Annotated in this window: 15 protein-coding genes; 10 read left to right on the forward strand and 5 right to left on the reverse strand. The window is 72.6% G+C overall.

Annotated elements, in window-relative coordinates:
- The first annotated feature begins 22 nt into the window (after positions 1–22).
- Positions 23–2,152, forward strand: a complete 2,130-nt coding sequence (locus tag Q0Z83_RS51755; protein ID WP_317790930.1) for a peptidoglycan recognition protein family protein — start codon at positions 23–25, stop codon at positions 2,150–2,152.
- A gap of 60 nt (positions 2,153–2,212) precedes the next feature.
- Here Q0Z83_RS51755 and Q0Z83_RS51760 read toward each other — a convergent pair whose 3' ends face one another.
- Positions 2,213–3,118, reverse strand: a complete 906-nt coding sequence (locus Q0Z83_RS51760; protein WP_317790931.1) for an NADP-dependent oxidoreductase — start codon at positions 3,116–3,118, stop codon at positions 2,213–2,215.
- Between the two features lie 83 nt (positions 3,119–3,201).
- On the opposite strand from Q0Z83_RS51760, the gene Q0Z83_RS51765 reads away from it, so the two are divergent.
- The 6 genes from Q0Z83_RS51765 to Q0Z83_RS51790 all read left to right on the forward strand — a co-directional run bounded on the left by Q0Z83_RS51765 (position 3,202) and on the right by Q0Z83_RS51790 (position 10,000).
- Positions 3,202–4,236, forward strand: a complete 1,035-nt coding sequence (locus Q0Z83_RS51765) for an SAM-dependent methyltransferase (RefSeq protein WP_317790932.1) — start codon at positions 3,202–3,204, stop codon at positions 4,234–4,236.
- A 167-nt stretch (positions 4,237–4,403) separates the two neighbouring features.
- On the forward strand, positions 4,404–7,325 hold the full coding sequence (locus Q0Z83_RS51770; RefSeq protein WP_317790933.1) for an AfsR/SARP family transcriptional regulator: 2,922 nt from the start codon (positions 4,404–4,406) through the stop codon (positions 7,323–7,325).
- A gap of 37 nt (positions 7,326–7,362) precedes the next feature.
- Entirely contained in the window at positions 7,363–7,911 is a 549-nt protein-coding gene (locus Q0Z83_RS51775) for a hypothetical protein (protein WP_317790934.1), read from the forward strand.
- A gap of 45 nt (positions 7,912–7,956) precedes the next feature.
- Positions 7,957–8,592 (forward strand): bifunctional 4-hydroxy-2-oxoglutarate aldolase/2-dehydro-3-deoxy-phosphogluconate aldolase, encoded by a 636-nt coding sequence (locus Q0Z83_RS51780; RefSeq protein ID WP_317790935.1) that lies wholly within the window; start codon positions 7,957–7,959, stop codon positions 8,590–8,592.
- On the forward strand, positions 8,589–9,515 hold the full coding sequence (locus tag Q0Z83_RS51785) for a sugar kinase (RefSeq protein ID WP_317790936.1): 927 nt from the start codon (positions 8,589–8,591) through the stop codon (positions 9,513–9,515). Before Q0Z83_RS51780 ends, Q0Z83_RS51785 begins: the two co-directional genes overlap by 4 nt.
- A 74-nt stretch (positions 9,516–9,589) precedes the next feature.
- Positions 9,590–10,000: a PRC-barrel domain-containing protein gene (locus Q0Z83_RS51790; protein WP_317790937.1), complete on the forward strand. Its 411-nt coding sequence runs from the start codon at positions 9,590–9,592 to the stop codon at positions 9,998–10,000.
- On the opposite strand, the gene Q0Z83_RS51795 is transcribed toward Q0Z83_RS51790, so the two are convergent.
- Positions 9,988–10,749 carry a MerR family transcriptional regulator gene (locus Q0Z83_RS51795; RefSeq protein ID WP_317797363.1) on the reverse strand — a complete coding sequence of 254 codons (762 nt, stop codon included), beginning with the start codon at positions 10,747–10,749 and terminating at the stop codon, positions 9,988–9,990. The genes Q0Z83_RS51790 and Q0Z83_RS51795 overlap by 13 nt on opposite strands.
- A gap of 58 nt (positions 10,750–10,807) precedes the next feature.
- Here Q0Z83_RS51795 and Q0Z83_RS51800 point away from each other — a divergent pair, with 58 nt between their 5' ends.
- The 3 genes from Q0Z83_RS51800 to Q0Z83_RS51810 all read left to right on the forward strand — a co-directional run bounded on the left by Q0Z83_RS51800 (position 10,808) and on the right by Q0Z83_RS51810 (position 13,960).
- A complete protein-coding gene (locus Q0Z83_RS51800) occupies positions 10,808–12,379 on the forward strand; it encodes a DUF6194 family protein (RefSeq protein WP_317790938.1) in 1,572 nt (523 codons plus the stop codon).
- Positions 12,380–12,452: 73 nt separating this feature from the next.
- The gene (locus Q0Z83_RS51805) at positions 12,453–13,037 is read left to right on the forward strand and encodes an isochorismatase family protein (RefSeq protein WP_317790939.1); all 585 of its coding nucleotides are present in this window, start codon (positions 12,453–12,455) and stop codon (positions 13,035–13,037) included.
- A 44-nt stretch (positions 13,038–13,081) separates the two neighbouring features.
- Positions 13,082–13,960 (forward strand): GlxA family transcriptional regulator, encoded by an 879-nt coding sequence (locus Q0Z83_RS51810; RefSeq protein WP_317790940.1) that lies wholly within the window; start codon positions 13,082–13,084, stop codon positions 13,958–13,960.
- A gap of 199 nt (positions 13,961–14,159) precedes the next feature.
- On the opposite strand, the gene Q0Z83_RS51815 is transcribed toward Q0Z83_RS51810, so the two are convergent.
- From Q0Z83_RS51815 to Q0Z83_RS51825, 3 genes are all read right to left on the reverse strand, one after another.
- A complete protein-coding gene (locus Q0Z83_RS51815) occupies positions 14,160–14,963 on the reverse strand; it encodes a pectate lyase (protein WP_317790941.1) in 804 nt (267 codons plus the stop codon).
- 190 nt (positions 14,964–15,153) lie between these two features.
- Complete coding sequence (locus Q0Z83_RS51820) at positions 15,154–15,702, reverse strand: nucleotidyltransferase family protein (protein WP_317790942.1); 549 nt, start codon at positions 15,700–15,702, stop codon at positions 15,154–15,156.
- Positions 15,699–17,120, reverse strand: coding sequence for a hypothetical protein (locus tag Q0Z83_RS51825; RefSeq protein WP_317790943.1), 1,422 nt, complete (start codon positions 17,118–17,120; stop codon positions 15,699–15,701). Before Q0Z83_RS51825 ends, Q0Z83_RS51820 begins: the two co-directional genes overlap by 4 nt.
- Between the last annotated feature and the right edge of the window lie 75 nt (positions 17,121–17,195).

Here is a 17,195-nt window from a genome sequence, read left to right on the forward strand (position 1 = left end):
TGCCGGTGGCCGGGGAGTTCATATGCGCCGCTCACGGCCCACCGCACGTCTTGTCGCCCTGCTTCCGGCGCTCACCGTCGTGATCGCCGGATCCGGTGCCGCCATGCGGTCACCCGTCACCGCCACCCGAACCGCGGGGCCCGATCCGGTCCTGCAGACCTTCGGTCTGGCGGAGTCCGGCATGCGCCTGACCGGGGGACACACCATCGCGGCCAGGTCGGCGGTGGCCCCGGCGGCGCCGCGCACCGCCGAACTCGCCCGGCGGACCACCGCGCCGTTCAGCCTGGTCGGCGTCACCTGGGCGGATCCGGATTCGATGCCGAAGGGAACCATCGAGGTACGGACGAGGCGTCTCGGCACCGGCACCTGGTCCACCTGGCGGCTCCTGGAGACCGACAACCCGGACGCCTCAGCGGGTGGACCGGGGGTACGCGGCAGCAGCGACCCGCTCTGGGTGGGCCCGTCCGACGGCGTCCAGGCCCGGATGACCGCCATCGGCGACACCGCGATGCCGGCCGGACTCCGGGTCGACCTGATCAACCCGGACGCCCCCGAGACCGACGCGCCCCCGGCGATGACCCCGGTCGCCCGTCAGGAACCGTCGGGGAGCGCGGACCGACCGGCCGGAAAGACGGCCGAGGTCCCGGTGGTTCTCCCGGTCCGCCCGGTTCCCCGGCTGGTGACCCGATCCGGCTGGGCCGCCGACGAGTCGATCGTGAAGGAGCCACCGGAGTACACGGGCGCGGTGCACATCGTTTTCGTGCACCACACGGCGACCGGTAACGGCTACGACTGCACCGAATCGGCGAGCATCGTCCGGGGCATCGAACGGTTCCACGTGAAGAGCAAGGGCTGGAACGACATCGGCTACAACTTCCTGGTCGACAAGTGCGGACGGATCTTCGAGGGTCGCGGCGGCGGGGTGCACCGGTCCGTCCTGGGCGCGCACACCCTCGGTTTCAACGCGAACGCCAGCGCCGTCGCGGTGATCGGCGACTACCGGTCGACGGCGATCCCGACGGCGGCCCGCGCGTCGGTGGCGCAGCTGGCCGCGTACAAACTGGGCGCCTGGAGCAATCCGCCCCTGGGCCGGGTCGGCCTGGTCTCCGGCGGCAGTGACAGGTTTCCGGCCGGCCGCACCGCGCTGCTGAACCGGATCTCCGGCCACCGTGATACCGGGCGCACCGAGTGCCCCGGAAACGCGCTGTACGCGCAACTCCCGGCGATCCGGGCGGCGGCCGGCGCGGCACCGGCCGGGTTGCGATTCCGCAAGGTCAACGGCGCGACGGCGTACGGCGGGAAGTTCTACACGAAGGGCCCGGCCGGACCGGCGTGGGACCTGACCACGCCGACCCGGATGATGGACCGCTTCGAGGTGTGGGTCGACGGCCGGTTGTCGGCGGCGGCGCCGAGCGGGCACCGGCAGGTCGCGGCGCCGATGGAGCCGGGTGAGCACAAGGTCACCGTGAAGGCCGTGCACCTGTCCGGCAAGGTGGCCACCACGAGCGCCGAGGTGATCGTCGACCCGGTGGCCCCACAGTTCGGCCAGCCGCCGCTGGTGGCACTGCGGGAGGGCGTGATCGGTGCGTCGGCCCCGGTGCGGGTCGGCTGGGCGGCCACCGACACCTCTGGCCTCAAGTCGGTACGGGTCACCGGCGCGGACACCACCAACCTGTCCGGCGGCACCCGGCAGCACACCGCCACGGCCCGACTCGGCGAGCCGTCGACCTGGGCGGTCACGGCCACCGACCGCGCCGGAAACTCGTCGAGCGATTCGGTCACCCGTACCCCCGTGCTGTTGACCGAGGCCGAGGCGACCCGGACCGGGACCTGGCGGACGGTGCGGGACCAGGGATTCCTCGGCGGCGAAGCCGTCGCCGGATCGGCCGCCGGAGCGTCGCTGAGCTGGACTTTCACCGGAAGTTCGGCGTCCGTCGTGGCGAGCCGGACGGACGCCTCCGGGCGGGTGCGGATCTATGTCGACGAGGAGTTCGCGGGCGTCGTGGATCTGCGCTCGGCGAACGCGGGGAACGGGCGCGCGGTGTGGACACGATCGTGGCGCGGCAGTGGCACGCACACCGTGCGGGTGCAGGCCGAAGGCACCTCGGGTCGACCGTCGGTGGTGCTGGACGGGCTGGTCTACCTGCGCTGACCGGCGAACACCGGATAATCGCGGAGGGTGATCGCGACCGGGACGGGCTGGAGGTGTGGATCAATCGGTGACCGTCACGACCACCTTGCCGCGGCCGTGCCGGGACTCGACGGCCGCGTGCGCCGCCACGATCTCCTCGAACGGGTAGACGCGCACCGGCATCACCACCTGCCCGGCCGCGGCCAGCGCGATCACACTGGCCAGCCGCTCCGGTGAACGGCCGGCCCGAACCACCGCGGCGCCGTGCTCGGCTGCGGCCTTGTCGTCGACGATCGTGCCGACCCGCTCCGGCGCGACCCCCAGAGCGATCGACTGCGCGATCGCCTCGCCTCCGGCGGCATCGAGAGCGACCGTCGGCTTCAGACCGCTTTCGGTCACCGCTTCGATCAATTCGCTGCCGTACGGGACACCGACCGCCCCCAGTCGCCGGAGGTGGTCGTGATTGCCCACGCTCGCCGTGCCGATCACGGTCGCGCCCGCGAGCCTCGCCAGCTGGATCGCGACGGTACCCACACTGCCCGCCCCGGCGTGCACCAGCAGCACGTCACCGGCGGTCACGCCCAGTTCGAGCAGGGCGCCACTCGCCGTCTGGGCGGCCGCGACCAGGCCCGCCGCGGTCGGGAAGTCGAGGCCGTCCGGCTTGCCGACCACGTTCCCGGCCGGGACCGTCAGCAGCTCGGCCACGCCGTTCAACATCGTCGAACCGAGCACCTCGTCGCCGGGAGTCAAAGTGTCGACGCCCTCGCCCACGGCCTCGACCACTCCGGCGTACTCCTGCCCGATCTGTTGTGGGAATCTCGCCTGCACCCACGGCATCGTTCCGCGCCGCACGGCCACGTCGAACGGCTGGACACCGGCCGCCCGCACCCGGACCAGCACCTCGCCCGGCCCCGGCACCGGATCCGGCAGCTCCGCGATCCGGAGCACCGCTGGCGGCCCGTACTCATCGAAGACAGCAGCTCTCATGAGGTGCAGTCTGCAAGCTGAATGAAGCTTGAGGTCAAGCGTTCTGCACGCGCGCTGCACGCCGGAGGGCGCACGCTCGGCGAATGACCTCACCTGATCTCGCCACCCGGCTCTTCGACGCCCTCATCGGCGCCGCCGAACTCCTCACCGTTCAGCTCGGGCGCGAACTCGGCCTCTACACGGCGCTCCGAGACGGGCCGCACGACCCGGCCGGACTCGCCAAAGCCGCCGGCATCGACGAGCGGTACGCCCGCGAGTGGCTGGAACAGCAGGCCGCCGCCGGATTCCTGACCGTGGACAGCGGGGTCTTCACCCTCCCACCCGGCACCGCGGCGGTTCTGCTCGACGAGGACGGGGCGGACTACGCGGGCGCGGCGGCCGAATTCGCCCTCGGGGCGGCCCTGCTCACGCCGACCGTGATCGACGCGTTCCGGACCGGGGCCGGTGTGCCCTACTCCGAGTACCGGCACATCAGACACGGCATCGCCGGGTTCAACCGGCCGATGTTCACCCACCTGCTCACCGGGGAATGGCTGCCGGCCGTGCCGGAGATCGACCGGCGGTTGCGCGCCCAGCCCGGGGCCGCCGTCCTCGACCTCGGCTGCGGCATGGGGCACTCGTCGGTGGCGATGGCCCGCGCCTACCCGGCGATCACCGTCCGCGGCGTCGACCTCGACGAGGACTCGATCACCGCGGCACGTCGGGTCGCGGCCGAGGGCGGCGTCGCCGATCGCGTCACGTTCACCACCGGTGACGCGGCCGCGGCCGGCGGCGCCTACGACCTGATCACGATCTTCGAGGCCCTGCACGACATGGGCGACCCGGTCGGGGTCCTCCGCAACGCCCGCGACCTGCTCACCGACGGCGGCAGCGTGCTGGTCGCCGACGAGCGGGTGGCCGACGAGTTCACCGCGCCGGCCGGAGAGGTGGAACGGCTCCAGTACGCCTTCAGCGTCCTGCACTGCCTGCCGGCCACCCGCGCCGAGAACCCGGTCATCGCCAACGGCACGGTGTTGCGGGCGCCGACGCTGCTCGGGTGGGCGCGCGACGCGGGTTTCGCGGAGCCTTCGGTCCTCCCCGTCGAGAACGACTTCTGGCGCTTCTATCGCCTGCGCTGACCTGGTTGCCGCATCTTCTTCACTCTACCGATCCGGTTTTGTCGAGCGCTGATCCGGTCGTTGTTGAGCGCTGATCCGGCCGCTTTCCGGGGTGTCACCTGATCGGTCTGTCCGGTCCCCGATTCCGGGTTGCGCCTGCCCCAGGGGCCGGCCCTACCGTCGTTCTCGTGTTGGTGCGAGTGCTGGGGCCTTTCGAGGTGGACGGCGAGGACGGTCCGGTCGTCCTCGCCGGCGCGTCCCAGCGCGTCATCCTGGCCGCCCTCGCCCTCAACGCCGGCCGACCCGTCACCGTGTCCGCTCTGGCCGACGCACTGTGGCCCGAGTCGCCACCGGCGTCGGCCCGCAACAGCCTCCAGTCCCACGTGGCCCGGCTGCGTTCCCGCCTGGCCACCCCGGGCCGGATCACCCTCGGCCCGGCCGGCTACCGCCTGGACCTGCCCCGGTCCCACGTCGACGCCCTCCACCTGGAAGACCTCGCCCACGATCCGGCCGGTGCCGCCGAGGCGGTCGCGCTGTGGCGAGGCGATCCACTCCCGGAGTTCCCCGGCGACCCGTTCCGGGCCGCCGCCGCCCGCCTCACCGGGCTGTACCGAACGATGCTGGTCAGACACGCCGCCGCACTGACCGCCACCGAGGCGGCGACGCTACTTCAGCCGCCGGTCGACGCGGACCCCTGCTGGGAGGAGGGCGCGGTCACCCTCGCCGGCGCGCTGACGGCCGCCGGCCGCCGAGCCGACGCGCTGGAGGTGCTACGCCGACATTCCGACGCGGTGATCGACCGCCTGGGCCTGGACCCTTCGGCCCAGGTGCGCCAAACCCAGCTGACGATCCTCCGCCCGCCTCTTCCTGCCGCCGCAGAACCATCCGCGCCTGTCGGCACCGCCGTAGCCCCACCCGAGCCCGTGCTCGCCGCGGCGTCGCCCACCTCGGTTCCGGCCGCCGCCGAGCTGTCCGCGCTTCTCCCCGGCACTCCGGCGCCGCCCTCGCCGCTCTCCACCCGGCCGGCTCCGGGGGTCGGCGGGCCCGCCGGTTCTCAGGGGCCGTTCGGGGCGGTCGGGGCGGCTCCCGGGGGCGGTCCGGGGTTGGCGGGGGCGGGTTCGGGCGTACCGCTGCGGTTCTCTTCGTTTCTCGGGCGGGCTGAGGAGCAGCAACGGCTCGCCGCGCTGTTGGCCGGGCCGGGACTGGTCAGCGTGGTCGGGCCCGGCGGCGTGGGGAAGACCCGGCTGGTGGCGGAGACCGTTCGGGCCGTTGCCGGGGTGGCCTGGGTGGATGCCGCCGGGGTTCGGGCGGAGGACCTGGTCGAGGCGCTGGCCGTCGGCGTGGGGGCACGCGTCGCTCCAGCCGACGATCCGTTCGCGGTGATCGCCGCGGCGGCCGCCCGGCATCGGATCGTGGTGCTGGACAACTGTGAGCACGTGCTCGGGACGGCGGCCGATCTGGCGGTGGCCCTACACGGGGTCCGGCTCGTGGTGACCAGCCAGGAGAGTCTCCGGGTGGATGGTGAACAGGTGCTCCGGCTCGGGCCGTTGGCCGCCGACGTGGGTCGACGGTTGTTCTGCGAGCGGGCCGGGGCGCCGGAGTCGGAGTTGGTCGGCGAGATCGTCGAGCGGCTCGATCTGCTACCGCTCGCGATCGAACTCGCCGCCACCCAGGCGGCGGCGCTCGGGGTGGCCGAGTTGCACGCCCGGCTCGACGACCGGCTGGACCTGCTGAGCCGGGGCTCACGCGCCGCCGATCCCCGGCACCGGACCCTGCGGGCGGTCGTGGCGTGGTCGTTCGGCCTGCTCGACGAGCCTTCGGCCGGCCTGCTCCAGAGGCTGGCCGTCTTCGCCGGGACGTTCACGGTCGCCGCGGCCGAGGCGGTGTCGGCGTCCCGATCGGCGTCGGGTGCGCCGGTCGCGGCTCTGCTCGCCGGGCTGGTCGACCGGTCGCTCGTGGTCCGGGACGGGCCGGGGCGGTTCCGGCTGCTGGAGACCGTCCGGGCGTTCGCGTCGGAGAGTCCCGGCGCCGATCGGGCGGCGACCGAGGCGCGGCACGCCGAGGCGATGGCCGCCGCCGCAATCGATCTCGACGGGCGGATGCGCGGGCCGGATCAGGCCGCCGCGGTGCGGGAGGTCGATGCCCTGCTGCCCGACCTGCGGCTGGCGTTCGCACGTGGCGAACCGGCCGTCCGGGTCCGGCTGGCCGCCGCCATGTACCGGTACGGATACCGCTGCCAGCAGTACGAGGTGCTGGCCTGGGGTCGTGCCGCACTGGACGGCCCGCCGCATCCGGACGCGTTCGCCGCCGCGGCCACCCACGCCTGGGGCCGGGGTGACCTGGCGGAGGCCCGGGAGCTGGCCGGGCGTGCCGATCCACCGGGTGCCGCCGCGCACGAGGTACTCGGTGACGTGGCCCTGGTGGCGTGCGAGGCGGACACCGCGCTCGCGCACTACCGGGCGATGGACGGGCATCCGGTGCACCGGGTGTCCGGGCTGGTCGGGGAGGCGCTGGTGCTGGCCTGGTCGGGCCGGGTGGCGGAGGCGACGGCGGTGGCCGGTGAGGCGGTGCTGCTGGCTGACGCGACGGGGAATCCGAGCGCACGGGCTGAGGCGCGGTACGGGCTGGGCGAGGCGCTCGGCGACACCGACCCGGTGTGTGCGCTGGCGTTGCTGGCCGAGGCGGTCGAGCTGGCCGGGCCGGTGGACGACAGGCTGTTTCAGGCGGCGGCCGGGACGGCGGCGGTGGCGGTGCGTAGCCGGCACGGCGAGCCGGGGCCGGCGTTGGCCGAGTTCCGGGAGGTGCTGCGCCTGTGGCGGCGGGCCGGCAACGACACCCTGCACACGGCCGCGCTGCGTAATCTGCTGGTGCTGCTGGCCCGGGTCGGGGCGGATGAGGCGGCGGCCGTGCTGGACGGGGCGCTTCCGGTGGCCGCGGTGTATCCGGCGGAGGCGGCCCGGCTGCGGCGCGCCCGGGAGGCGGTGGCGGAGCGGCTCGGCTCGGAGCGGGTGGCGGTCCTGCGCAGGCATGGTGAGCTGCTGGGACCGGCTCGGGCGACGGAGGCGGCGGCTCGGGCCATCGATGTGACGCTCGCCCAGGGGTGTGGTTGACGGGCCGCTCGTCCGCGCGGCTCGATACGGTAAGCGGGTGTCTCAGATCCCGTGGTGGGGCCTGCCTCTCGTGGCGGTCGTGTTCGCACTCGTCGGTGCCGCGGCGGCGCACTTCGTCTTCACCCGTAACAACGCCCTGCTGATCCGGGCTCGCCGGGACCGGCAGTGGTATGAGGAACGCAAGGAGGCGTATGTCCGCTTGCTCGCCGCGTTCGAGCACGCCATTCACCGGCTGCGGACCAGTTTCGACGCCGGGGAGAAACCGCCGGCGGCGATCGTCTACGTCGACCAGGTCGGCCCGGCGCTGATGCCGGTGCGCCTGCTCGCCTCCGGGCCGGTGCGGAGCGCGGCTCTGGCCGTACATCTGCAATTGGAACGTCTGCACGGTGAGATGAATCCGGCCGGGGTGGTCGGGGTGCAGCCGCAGACCCACTTCCGGGAGTTGCTGGCGCAGGTGCCCTTGGTGATGCAGCAGTTCGAGGCGGCGATCCGGGACGAGTTGGGGATCGTGGCGACGCCGCCGAGGCCGTCGCTGAACGGGCGGTCCCGGCTGCGTGATCCGTCCGACCTCACCGAGCAGAACTGAGACGCCCTCTTTCTGCAAACGTTTGCATCGGGCACTATCGAGGCCGTGACCGATCAACTCGCACTCGATCCCGTGTCCGCCGCCATCGCCGAGAGCGGGCTCGTCGCCGTCCTGCGCGCGCCGACCGCCGACGGTTTCTCGGCGGTGGCCGACGTCCTGGTCGCCGCCGGTGTCACCGCGCTGGAGGTGACCCTCACCTCGAAGGGTGCGCTGGAGGCGATCTCCGGCCTGCGGCGGCAGCTGCCCGATTCGGTGGTGGTCGGCGCGGGCACCATCCTGACCGAGGAGGACGCGAAGGCCGCGGTCGGTGCGGGCGCGGCTTTCCTGGTGGCGCCGGTCGGTGGTCTCGGCCCGCAGCCGGTGCCGTTCTATCCGGGCGCGTTCAGCCCCTCCGAGGTGTATGCGGCGCACCGGGCCGGCGCCTCGCTGATCAAACTGTTCCCGGCCGGCGGCCTCGGCCCCGGCTACCTCAAGGACCTGCGTGGCCCGCTGCCGGACGTGAAGATCATGCCGACCGGCGGCATCGGCCTGGACGACATCGCGAAGTGGCTGAGCGCCGGTGCGGTGGCGGTGGGGGTCGGCGGGCCGCTGATCGGCGATGCCGCCACCGGGGGCAGTCTCACCGCCCTGGCCGCCCGGGCCCGGCACGCGGTCGACGCCGTGGCCTACGCCCGCTCATGACCGGCCTGCTCACCCTCGGCGAGTCGATGGGCATCTTCGTCGCCGACGGCATCGGCCCGCTCGACCGGGCTCGTGGTTTCACCCTGGGGGTGGCCGGGGCGGAGAGCAACGTGGCGATCGGCGTGGCCCGCCTCGGTGGGGAGGCGACCTGGTTGGGTCGGCTCGGCCCGGATGCGACGGGCGCACTGATCGCGGCTCGGATGCGCGCCGCGGGCATACGCGTCCTGGCCGTCCCCGACGAGGCGCACACCGGCCTGATGATCCGCTACCAGCGGTCGAGCCGGTTCATCCAGGCCGATTACCACCGGGCCGGCAGCGCGGGCTCCCGCCTGACACCGGCCGACGTGCCCCGTGCGGAGATCACCGCGGCCGGAATCGTGCACGTGACAGGCATCACCCCGGCGCTGAGTGACACCTGCCGGGCGGCGGTGTTCCACGCCGTCGAGGAGGCCCGCGCGGCGGGGGTGCCGGTGTCGGTGGACGTCAACTACCGGGGCAAGCTGTGGTCGGTGTTCGACGCCGCGCCGGTGCTGCGTGACCTGGTGACCCGGGCCGACGTGGTGTTCGCCTCGCCGGAGGAGGCGGCGCTCTTCGTGGACTCCGACGATCCGGTGGACGGGCTGGCCGAGCTGGGCCCGGCCGAGGTGATCGTGAAGGACGGCGCGCGCGGCTGTGTGGCCCTGATCGACGGGGAACGGCATGCGGTTCCGGCGCTGACGGTGACGGCTGTCGACACGGTCGGGGCCGGGGACGCGTTCGTGGCCGGCTACCTGGCCGACCGGCTGGCCGGGGCGGACGCGGGGCGGCGGCTGCGGACGGCGATCGCGGCCGGCGCGTTCGCGGTCACCGTCCCGGGTGATTGTGAGGGGCTGCCCGACCGCGCTGAGCTGGGCGCACTCGGCGGTGGCGACATTCTCCGCTGATTCGGTGGGTTAGGCCGCGAAGGGAGCGGGTACCGGTTCCACAACGGCGAATTCATCGATCTGAGGAGGCCGTTATGCAACCGACGCCGTTCACTCCGTGGACATGGCGCGAACCGTCGCCGCTGGGCAATGACCCGGTGACCGCGGAGGCCGCCGAGGAGTACGGGACGACCGGCGTGGACCTGGTCGGCTACAAGGTCGAGGCCACCGATGGCCACATCGGCTCGATCGACAAGGCCAGCTACGACGTCGGCAGTTCGTTCCTGGTGGTCGACACCGGACCGTGGATCTTCGGGCGGAAGGTCCTCCTCCCGGCCGGCACGGTCCAGACGTTCGATCACGACGAGCGGAAGGTGTACGTGGACCGTACGAAGGAGCAGATCAAGAGCTCTCCGGAGTACGACAAGGACACCTTCGAGACGCCGGAGTACCGGGAGCAGGTCGGCGACTACTACACCGGTAGTTACCGCGACTACCCTCGCTGATCCTCGCCTGAGACCGCCGCCCCGCCCGTATCCCCCACGGGCGGGGCGGCGTGTGTGTCCAGGTAGTCCGACAGCCGGGCGGAACCGGTCAGCATGGCCCGCCCGCGGGCGGTGAGCCGCTGCCGCCACTGTGCGATCGAGGCGGCCAGCGGTCCTGGTCCGCCCGCCGCGCGGACCTGCTCGATCACGGTCGCGATGTGCCCGAGCAGGTAGCCGCCCCGGCGTAACAGGTGGGCCAGCTCGGCGTCGCGGACGTCGTCGGGGGAGTAGACCCGGGCGGTCCGGGCCCGGCTCGGCGCGAGGATCCCGGCGCGTTCCCATTTGCGCAGCGTGGCCGGGGTGACGCCGAGCCGGTGGGCGAGCACGCCGACAGACACCGGCCGGTCCGGGAGGTGCCCCGGCGCCGGGGTCTCGACCAGGGCGGCGGCGACCGCGGTCACGGTGTCCCGGTCGCGGCGCAACTGCACGTGGGCGGCGTCGATCACGGCCAGCGCGGCGTCCAGATCGGCGCGGAGCACCGCTCGCATGATCTCGCCGGCGGCCGGATAGCCGTACCCCGGAAGGAGCCCGAGGTAGGCGGCGAGCGCACCGGCGTGGTCGTCGGTGTAGACCCGGTAACCGCTCGCCGTGCGCCCGGCCGGTGGGATCACCCCGGCCTCCTCGTAGTTGCGCACCGCCTGCGCGGACAGCCCGTGCACCCGCGCCAGATCCACCGGCCGATGAACCCCGTTTTGAGACTTCAGCAGGATCTCCCCAGCAGAATCGATCGAAAGCTTCAACCGCTGGTTCAACGATACGGTTGAGGTCATGGCTTTCGACACCGAGCTGCGATCCCTGATCTCCGCGCGCCGCCCGCTCCTGTTCGGCCTGGGCGAGCCCTACCACGGTGAGCCGGCGTTCCCCGGACTCCGTAACCGGATCTTCGAGACCCTCGTCGGCGAGGGCTTCCGCTCGATCGCGATCGAATCGGACCGGGCCGCCGCGCTCGCCGTCGACGACTACGTGCAGGGTCGCACCGACCAACTGGACCTGGCCACCGGCATCAGCCACGGCTGGGGCGCCCATCCGGCCACCCGCGATCTGATCGACCAGCTGCGCGCCCACAATGCCGTCCACCCACCGGCGGAGCGCGTCACGTTCCACGGCTTCGATGCCCCGACCGAGATCGAGGCCGCCCCGAGTCCGGCCCCCTACCTGCGGAGACTTCGCGACTACCTGGGCGTCGAGGCGCCCGGGATCGACGACCTCGCCGGCGACGACGCCCGATGGACGGCGCCGGAGATCATGTACGACGCCACGCGATCACCCGGCCGCTCACCGGAGGCGGCCGCGCTGCGAGGTCTGGCGGAGGATTTGACGACCATTCTGTACGGCCACGCGCCCCGCCTCATCCAGGAGACCTCCTCGCGCGCCTGGCAACACGCGAGGGTGCTGGCGTCCACGGCGATCGGGCTGCTCACGTACCACGCGGCGATGGCCGATCCGGGCACCCAGTCGGAGCGGGTCGCCCGCCTCCTGCAGACCCGGGACGCGTTGATGGCGCAGAACCTGCTCGACATCGTGGCCGTCGAGCGGGACCGCGGCCCGGTCCTGGTCGCCGCCCACAACTCCCATCTCCAGCGCGGCCCGAGCCGGTGGGAGACCCACTGGGAGGGTGTCGACTACGCGGCCGAGTGGTCCGGGGCCGGTGCGATCGTGTCGAGCCTGCTCGGCGACCGCTACGTGTTCGTCGCCGGCAGTCTCGGCGCCAGCTCGCAGGTCGGGCTGGACGCGCCGGAGCCGGGCACCTACGAGGAGCGGCTCGGCGCGGAGACCGGCATCTTCCCGCCGCCGGCCGGTGAACTACGGGAACGCACCCATGAGCTGCTCGGCCACTTCGCGCTGGAAGCCGGGATCGTCGGCGCCGGCGATGCGATCCTGCACATCGGGCACGGGCCGGGTGCCGCTGTCGCCGCCCGGATCAGTGGCCTGCCCGGCGTGACCGAGACCGGCATCGAGCACGGCTCCGAGATGCCGCCGTACACCTGGGGTGATCGGTTCTTCTTCGCCGGTGAGGATCGGATGCGCCCGTTCGCCACCATCGTCGGCCATGACATCCCGGACTTCGACGAGCGCTCCGCGCTCTCCGCCGACGGCCGGTACCGCCTCAACATCGAGGTGGGCCGGGACGAGTTCCGCAGCCTGTTCGGCTACGGCCCGGAGGAGTTCGCCGCACATCAGGAGAAGATCGACTTCGCCGAGCCGGACCGGCTCCTGCCGCACCCGGCCTATGCGGTGCAGGGCTGGGCCTGCGTGGTGACTCCCGGCCCGGCCACCGCCGATGAGGTGACCCGCCTGCTGGACCGGGCGCGGAAGCGGTCGGCGGCCCGGCAGCGGTGAGCTGACCGGATCGTTCCGGTGCCGGGCGTGATGGTGCCTTCTGCGCCCGGCACCGGCCGCGTTGGATTCAGGTATGACAAGCGCACTCGTGGTGATCGACGTTCAGGAGTCCTTCCGGGCCCGGCCGCTCTGGGCGACCACCGACAACCCCGGCGTGGTCGAGAAGGTCGGGCAGCTCGTCGACGCCGCCCGTGCCGCCGGCGACCGGGTGATCTGGGTGGTCCACGCGGAACCGGGCACCGGCAACACCTTCGACCCGGCCTGCGGGTTCGTACGGGTGATGGACGAGCTGTCGCCGGCCGCGGACGAGCCGCTGCTGACCAAGACCGTGCACAACGCGTTCACCACGACCAACCTCCAGCACCTGCTCACCACGGCCGGGGTCCGGTCGATCACGGTCTGTGGTCTGCGAACCGAACAGTGCGTGGAGACCACCGCCCGGGTCGCCTCCGACCTCGGTTATGACGTGACGTTCGCGATCGACGCGACCGCCACCAACCCGATCCCGCACCCGGACGCCCCGGACGACCAGACCGTCGAGGAGTTGCTGGCCGACCCCCGTACGCTGTCGGCGGCAGACGTGGCGACCCGTACCGTCTACGCTCTGTCCGGCCGTTTCGCCACCGTGAAGACCGTCGCCGAGATCATCGGCGGCTGACCCTCCGGATCGTTCGGCGGGAGTGGGGGGGGGGTGACCGGATCGTGAGCCGGGTGCTGTTCGTCCTGACGCCGCAGGTGCACCTGCTCGACCTGGCGGGCCCGGCCCAGGTGTTCTCCACCGCGCCGGGCTACCGGCTGCACTACGTGGCCGAGGCGTCGCCGGTCCCGACCTGGCAGGGCGTCCCGCTCTGCGCCGAGCTGGAGTGGCCCGCCCTGGACCCCGGCGACCTGCTGCTGGTCCCGGGCTGGCGCAGCGGCTACGGGTTCTTCACCCCGACCACCCTGGACCGGATCGCCGCCCACCACGCCGCGGGCGGGACCGTGGCCAGCGTCTGCGCCGGTGCGGACGCCCTGGGCCGGGCCGGTCTGCTCGACGGCCGCCGGTGCACCACCCACCACGATCTGCAGGAGGCGTTCGCCCGCCGCTACCCGAAGGCCACGGTCACCCGGGACGTCCTCTACGTCTGCGACGACCGGGTGGTCACCTCGGCCGGCATCGCCAGCGGCATCGATCTGGCCCTGCACCTGGTCGCCCAGCGGCACGGCCCGGCGACCGCGGCCCGGGTGGCCCGCGAGATGGTCGTCTACGCCCGCCGCAACGGTGACGAACGGCAGAACAGCGCCATGCTCCGGCACCGTGCCCACCTCAGTGACGTGGTGCACCGGGTGCAGGACCGGATCGACGCCGACTTCGCCGCGCCGCTGCCGCTGGCCGACCTGGCCGCCGGCGCCGGGGTGAGCGAACGCACCCTGACCCGCCTGTTCACCGCCGCGACCGGCCGCACACCGCTGCGCTACCAGCAGCTGCTCCGCCTGGAACGCGCCGAGTACCTGATCGGCCACGGCTCGACCACCGACGCCGCCGCCCGCACGGTCGGTTTCACCGACGCCCGGATACTCCGCCGCCTACGCTCCCGCTGAACCCGGCCTGCTCTCCGGGCTGCCGGAATACGTGCGGGACAGCTCTGGGATCGGTCGGCCGTACCGGAATGAAATGAGCCGCACCAGAATGAAATGAACGGCCGGGCCCGTCTGGCATCGGGCCCGGCCGTTTCATCGGTGGTTCGCGCTCACGCGGGGGGATAGCGATGGGGGGTCGCTCCGCGGGGCGGCGAACCGATTACTTGTAGGTCACGTTGGCGGTGGTGAACTTGCAATTGGTGCCGTCACCGCCGGTACTGGCCTTATAGGTGGCGACCTTGGTGGGTTCGGCGCCGGTGTTGTTGCCCTTGAAGGTGACGCAGATGGCGATCTTCTTGCTGCTGTCGCCCTTGATCGTGATGCCGGAGAAGGTGGCGGTGTCACCGAGGTTCGAGTTGATCCCGACCAGGCTGGAGCCGGGCGCGGTGACCTCGATGTTCTTCAGTACGACGGCCCGTTTGTACTGGGTCTTGCAGTTGCCGCAGGACCGGTAGAGCTTGCCGAAGTCGCTGACCGCGAACCCGCTGATGGTCAGCGTGCCGCCGCCGTTGTGCTGGAACACCTTGTCGTCGGCGCCCTTCGCGCCACCGCCGGTGACCGTGTACTTCGCGCTGGAGCCGCCCTTGAAGGTGGCCGCGTCCTCGCCGACGTTCTCCCACCACACGTTGGAGATGGTGCAGGAGCCGAGGCAGTGCACGCCGTCCGCGGCCGGGGAGCCGATGATGACGTTCTTCAGGGTCGCGCCGTCGGCCAGGGTGAACAGCGGGTCCTGGCCCTCGTCCTGGTCGTCGGTGCCGAGCGCGCCGCTGCCGACGTAACGCTTCAAGCCGCCGTCGAGGGTGCCGGAGACCGCCTTGGTCGCGGTCAGTTTGACCGTGCCGGTCGCGGTCGGCCAGGTCGCGGCGGAGGCGCCCTGCGTGTAGACGACCGCACCGAGGCCCAGCCCGAGCGCGGCGATCGCCACCACGCCGGCACGCCACCGGTTCCGCAGATTCTTGAACACGATCGGCCTTTCCGAGGGGATATGGGGAATGGGGGAACGGGATAAATGCTGACCCCCATTACCAACCCCTGTCAACTCGCTTAATCAATAAATTAACCGGCGAATTGAAAATGGATGGAGAAATGCATTCCACTGATTAAGTGTGTGCTCGGAGCGGAAAGGTTGCCTGTAATTTTGCGCGACTGTACGACTACGGAACGTCGATGTCGAAATCGTCGGCGACGTCACCGACCGGCACCACCCGGACCGCGTTGGCCCGCAGGTAGTCGCGGGCCCCGCGGTCGCCGGTCGCGGACGCTGACACTCCGGCCCAATGGTCGCGACCGAGCAGCACCGGATGCCCACGCCGTTCGCCGTAGCCGCCGGTCACCAGGGCGCCCGGACCGGCGTGGGCCAGGATCCGGCGGACCGCCTCGACCGAGACTCCGGGCATGTCGACCAGCAGCACCACGGCCGCCGTCGCGCCGGTGCCGGCGAGTGCGGCCAGGCCGGCCCGCAGCGACGAACCCATCCCGGTCGCCCAGTCCGGGTTGACCACGGTGGCCGGCAGGTCCGGTGCGGCGGCCCGGACCTCGTCGGCCGCCGCACCGAGCACCACCGTCACCGATGCGCAGCCGGCCTCGTGCAGCGTGGCCGCGGCCCACTGCACGAGGAGCCGTCCCTGGTACGGGACCAGCGCCTTCGGCATGCCGTAACGCCGGCCCGCCCCGGCCGCCAGCACCAGCCCCGCGACCGTCATCGCGGCAGCGCCAGACCCCGGACCGCGGCCAGCGGCAGCGCCGTCCGCGGGTGGTAGGCGGTCCGCCACAGCCCGCCGTGCGCCGCCGCGACCGCCTCGTCCGCCCAGGCCGCCGGAGCCGCCGACCGGGGCTTGCGGATCTGGTGCACCAGGAGCAGCGCCATCAACCGGCTCGCCGTCTCCGGCTCGAAGATCTCCACGTCGAACAGATGGGCACCGGCGTAGGCGGCGGCGAGCAGACGGTTGCTGATCACCGATCGGGTACGCGTGGGTGGTGCCACCGCGAAGCTGACCACCCCGTCGCGCCGGGTGAGCGTGGACCGCCACCGGTGGATGCGCTTGGCCAGCGCGTAGTTCGGCCCCTGCTGCGGGACCAGGCTGTCGTTGATCCCGGGCACCCCGTCGTGCACGTAGTTGGGGCGCAGGAGGCGGCCCCCGGAGACCACCGCCCCCAGCTTCGCCCGACCGGAGCGGCCGGCGTACCGCTCCCGGGCGTGGGTGACCGCCGCGGCCGGCGTCGCGTACACGTCGGTCGGCGTGGCCAGGAACGCCAGCGCCGTGTCGTGCCGATGCTGTCGCAGGTGCGTGCCGAGCGCGTCGACCGACGCCGCGAGCAGCGGGTACGCGCCACCCGGGGCGTACACGTAGTTGCCCAGGATCAGCCGCCCGTCGAAACCGAGTACCCACTGCGCCACCGCGCCGAGGTCACCGAGCAGGTCGGCACCGGGAGTCGAGCCACTGGCCGGGGCGAGCAGCCGACCGGCCGTCACCTTGCCCCGCACCCGCTGCCACAGGTCCGCCCGGGGCAGGTCGAGGGCCAGGACCGTGCCGCCCCAGCCGAGGAACGAGCCGACCGGCCCCATCTCGGTGCCGGCCCCGGCCGCGACCAGGGTCTGATCGCTCAGGTCCAGCCAGTCCGGTGAACCGGCGACCTCGCGGACCGCGTCGGCACACGACTCCTCGATCACTCCGCCGGCCACCCAGGCGTCCAGCCGACGCAGCAGGGTGTCACCGCGCAGCAGTTCGCCCCGGTATGGCAGGACGACCTCGGTCTCCGGCCGTGCGTCCCCCTTGACCTCGACCGTCTCCAGAGGACGGTCCGGCGCCGCCAGCAGGGCCTGGGCCAGGGTGAACTCGCCGTCGTCACGGCGGAACCGGATCCGGGCCTGCACCGACGCCAGGCCGGCTTCGGCGATCGCGTAACCGGCCCGGCCGTCATCGGCCAGACCGGCCTCCACCAGGGCTTTGAAATGGCGTAGGTAGCCGCGTCGCCAGTCGCTCTCGCGCTCGGCGGCCGCCGCGGCGGCCGGGTCCACGCTACGGAGGGCGTCGGCGACCACGGCCCGGCCGAACGCGGTGCTGGAACGTCGTCCGTTGTCGTCGGAGGGGAAGTTGATCAGGGGGGCGGTGTGATCCACCGGGCCAGTATCACCGCCTCCTACCAGAGGAGGAGAAGCCCTCCTTCGCCCGGCCGCCGATGCGGCCCCCGGACG

Origin of the sequence: Actinoplanes sichuanensis (genome assembly GCF_033097365.1) — a bacterium.
Taxonomy (GTDB): Bacteria; Actinomycetota; Actinomycetes; order Mycobacteriales; family Micromonosporaceae; genus Actinoplanes; species Actinoplanes sichuanensis.

What these genes read in the sequence shown, in the direction of transcription:
- Q0Z83_RS51790 (WP_317790937.1), top strand. Translation starts at nt 9,590, where the DNA reads ATGCAACCGACGCCGTTCACTCCGTGGACATGGCGCGAACCGTCGCCG.
- Q0Z83_RS51785 (WP_317790936.1), top strand. Translation starts at nt 8,589, where the DNA reads ATGACCGGCCTGCTCACCCTCGGCGAGTCGATGGGCATCTTCGTCGCC.
- Q0Z83_RS51760 (WP_317790931.1), bottom strand. Translation starts at nt 3,118, where the DNA reads ATGAGAGCTGCTGTCTTCGATGAGTACGGGCCGCCAGCGGTGCTCCGG.
- Q0Z83_RS51765 (WP_317790932.1), top strand. Translation starts at nt 3,202, where the DNA reads ATGACCTCACCTGATCTCGCCACCCGGCTCTTCGACGCCCTCATCGGC.
- Q0Z83_RS51820 (WP_317790942.1), bottom strand. Translation starts at nt 15,702, where the DNA reads ATGACGGTCGCGGGGCTGGTGCTGGCGGCCGGGGCGGGCCGGCGTTAC.
- Q0Z83_RS51800 (WP_317790938.1), top strand. Translation starts at nt 10,808, where the DNA reads ATGGCTTTCGACACCGAGCTGCGATCCCTGATCTCCGCGCGCCGCCCG.
- Q0Z83_RS51805 (WP_317790939.1), top strand. Translation starts at nt 12,453, where the DNA reads ATGACAAGCGCACTCGTGGTGATCGACGTTCAGGAGTCCTTCCGGGCC.
- Q0Z83_RS51755 (WP_317790930.1), top strand. Translation starts at nt 23, where the DNA reads ATGCGCCGCTCACGGCCCACCGCACGTCTTGTCGCCCTGCTTCCGGCG.